Origin of the sequence: Cryobacterium sp. N19 (assembly GCF_002929595.1) — a bacterium.
Lineage (GTDB): Bacteria > Actinomycetota > Actinomycetes > Actinomycetales > Microbacteriaceae > Cryobacterium > Cryobacterium flavum.
The window spans coordinates 1-2,653 of sequence record NZ_PJJR01000015.1 but is presented as its reverse complement, the minus strand read 5'-3'; the positions used below and the strand labels follow the sequence as shown (position 1 = coordinate 2,653).

Below are 2,653 nucleotides of genomic sequence, written 5' to 3'. Positions count from 1 at the left end.
GGCATTGTCGGCGGACATGAGAAGCTGCCCGTAGGCGGCCACGGAATTGCCCGCTGACGGCCAGGAGATCTGCCCGTTGGTGGCCATGAGATCTGCCCACTTCCTTTTCTGAGCCCGACCGGTTAACCGGCGGGAGCCTCTCCCTGGGGTTTGATTGCGGTATCTAGACGCATCAAGCCAGTTCAGGAAGAGGCCTATTTATGAAGGTAGACGTAGAAGTTATGGAAATTCTCGCTGCGTATGATCTGACACGATCTTTTCGCGCTGCTGCGGAGCTGACGGGGTGTTCGCACCACACTGTCGCCCGGCATGTTGCTGCGCGGGATGCGGGCCACCCGCTCGCTGAACCGGTCTTTCGGGCCCGGGTCACGGACCCTTTCCTGCCGAAGATGGAGGAGTGGATTCAGCTGTCACATGGGAAGCTGCGTGGTGACAAGGCCCACACCAAGTTGTTGGCTCTGGGCTACACCGGGTCCGAGCGCTCCACCCGGCGCGCCATCGCGCAGGTCCGCGCCAACTTTCGCCTGGGCAACGTGCGGGTGCACAGGCCGTGGGTGACGGAGCCGGGCCAGTGGCTGCAATACGATTTCGGCGATGGCCCTCTAATCGACGGGCGCAAGACGGTGTTGTTCGTGGCGTGGTTGGCGTGGTCACGGTTTCGGATCGTCATCGTGCTGCGTGACCGGACGGCGCCAACGGTGTTTGCGGCGCTGGACCGGACGCTGCGCATCATTGGCGGCGCGCCGACTTACGTCCTGACCGACAACGAGAAAACGGTGACCGTGGCGCACATCGCCGGTGTTCCGGTGCGGAACCTGCAGACGGTGGACTTCGCCCGGCACTACGGCGTGACGGTGCTCACCTGCCAGCCGGCGGACCCGGCGACGAAGGGCGGGTCCGAGTCGTCCGTGAAACTGGCCAAGGCCGACATCGTCCCGAAGGACACGAACCTCCGGCCCGAGTATGACTCGTTCGCCGAGATTGAAACGGCCTGTCAGGAGTTCATGGACGAGGTCAACAATCGCGAGCACCGCGCCACCCGCCGCAAGCCCGCCGCGATGCTGCTGGAAGAGACACCGCGACTGCACCGCATCCCCGCCACCGCCCACACGGTCTCGTTCGGTCTCTCGCGCAGCGTCCCGGACAACACACCCATGGTCACGTTCGAGAACGGTCAGTACTCGGTGCCGTCGCACCTGCTCGGCGCGCAGGTCTTCGTCCGCAGCCACGGCGTCGGCCGTGACGAACGCATCGTCGTGATGCATCAGAGTAGTGAGGGGCCGGTGGAAGTGGCCCGGCACGCTCGGGGCCGGCCGGGCAGCCCGATGATTGACGACACGCATTTCCCAGACCATGCGCCCAAGATCCCCGGCGATTACGCGGTGAAAGCGCGCAGCGCCGCCGAGGCCGAGTTCCTAGCGATCGGGGCGGGAGCGCACACCTGGCTGCTCGAAGCGGCCCAGGTCGGCACGATGCGGATGAAGCAGAAAATGGCTGAAGCGGTCGCGTTGGCCAAGATCGCCGGGCGGGCCGACGTCGACCAGGCGCTCGGCACCGCGGCCATCCACGGCCGCTTCGCGCACCAGGACCTCGCGTCCATCCTCAACGCCACTGGACTACGCACCAGCACCCACACCGCCAGCGAGAACAGGTCTTTGACGCAGGGCACGAGCGGGTGGGCGGCGATCGGCCAGCCACCCGCCGTCCCCGCGGCTGCGCCCGAGCAGGAGGAGTGCGCATGAGCCCCGTCCCCGCCGCGGCGCCGCCACTGCCGGCCGATCTGGAAGCGTTGATGCGGCAGCTGAAGATGCCCTACGCACGCGCGTTGGCGCCGGAACTGCTCATCACCGCCCGCACCCAACGTTGGGAACCCGCCGAGGTCGTCAAGGCTCTCCTCGTCGAGGAAGTCGCCGGCCGGTCCCGTTCCATGCTCGCCACCCGGCGGAGAGCGGCCGGGTTCCCGACAGGGAAAACCTTCGACACCTGGGACCCCGCCGCGTCGTCGATCCCGCTGCCGACCCAGCAGTCGCTGCGCACGCTGGAATGGATCGCGCGGAAAGAGAACGTGGTGGTTTGCGGGCCGTCAGGCACGGGGAAAACGTTCTTCCTCGAGGCCCTCGGCCAGCAGGTCGTCGAAGCCGGGATGCGGGTGGCGTGGTTCCGCCTCGAGGACCTCGGCGCGCTGATGCGCGCCCACCGCTCCGATGACAGCGTCACCCGCGTCGTCACCCGCATCCTCCGCGCCGACCTCATCGTGATCGATGACATAGGCCTCTTGGCCGTCGGGACCGACGCGGCGGAGGGGCTTTATCGCCTCGTCGACGCCGCCTATGAAAAGCGATCCATCGCGGTCAGCTCAAATCTTCACCCCGCCGGATTCGACGAGCTCATGCCGAAAACCCTCGCGACGGCGACCGTTGACCGGCTCCTGCACCACGCTCACGTCTGCCAAACCTCGGGCGACTCCATCCGCCTCACGCAGGCCCTCGCCGGGAAGGGCGTGACCCCGATGACCTGATCCTGCTCCCGAGCATGGCCACCGCCGCCAAATCTTGGTGGGCAGATCTGTTGGCCATGACTGGGCAGTTTTCATGGCCACCAGCGGGCATTTCTAGTGGCCGCCAGTGGGCCGTTCCTCATGGCCCTTGACAGG

2 protein-coding genes are annotated in these 2,653 nt (G+C 66.5%); both read left to right on the top strand.

What is annotated here, in order from left to right; translation table 11 throughout:
- Nucleotides 1-200 precede the first annotated feature (200 nt).
- The gene (istA, locus tag CXY78_RS00140) at nucleotides 201-1,742 is read left to right on the top strand and encodes an IS21 family transposase (protein WP_092342703.1); all 1,542 of its coding nucleotides are present in this window, start codon (nucleotides 201-203) and stop codon (nucleotides 1,740-1,742) included.
- Nucleotides 1,739-2,518: an IS21-like element helper ATPase IstB gene (gene istB, locus CXY78_RS00135; protein WP_092342705.1), complete on the top strand. Its 780-nt coding sequence runs from the start codon at nucleotides 1,739-1,741 to the stop codon at nucleotides 2,516-2,518. The genes istA and istB overlap by 4 nt, the downstream gene beginning before the upstream one ends.
- Nucleotides 2,519-2,653: the final 135 nt, after the last annotated feature.

What these genes read in the sequence shown, in the direction of transcription:
- istA (WP_092342703.1), top strand. Translation starts at nt 201, where the DNA reads ATGAAGGTAGACGTAGAAGTTATGGAAATTCTCGCTGCGTATGATCTG.
- istB (WP_092342705.1), top strand. Translation starts at nt 1,739, where the DNA reads ATGAGCCCCGTCCCCGCCGCGGCGCCGCCACTGCCGGCCGATCTGGAA.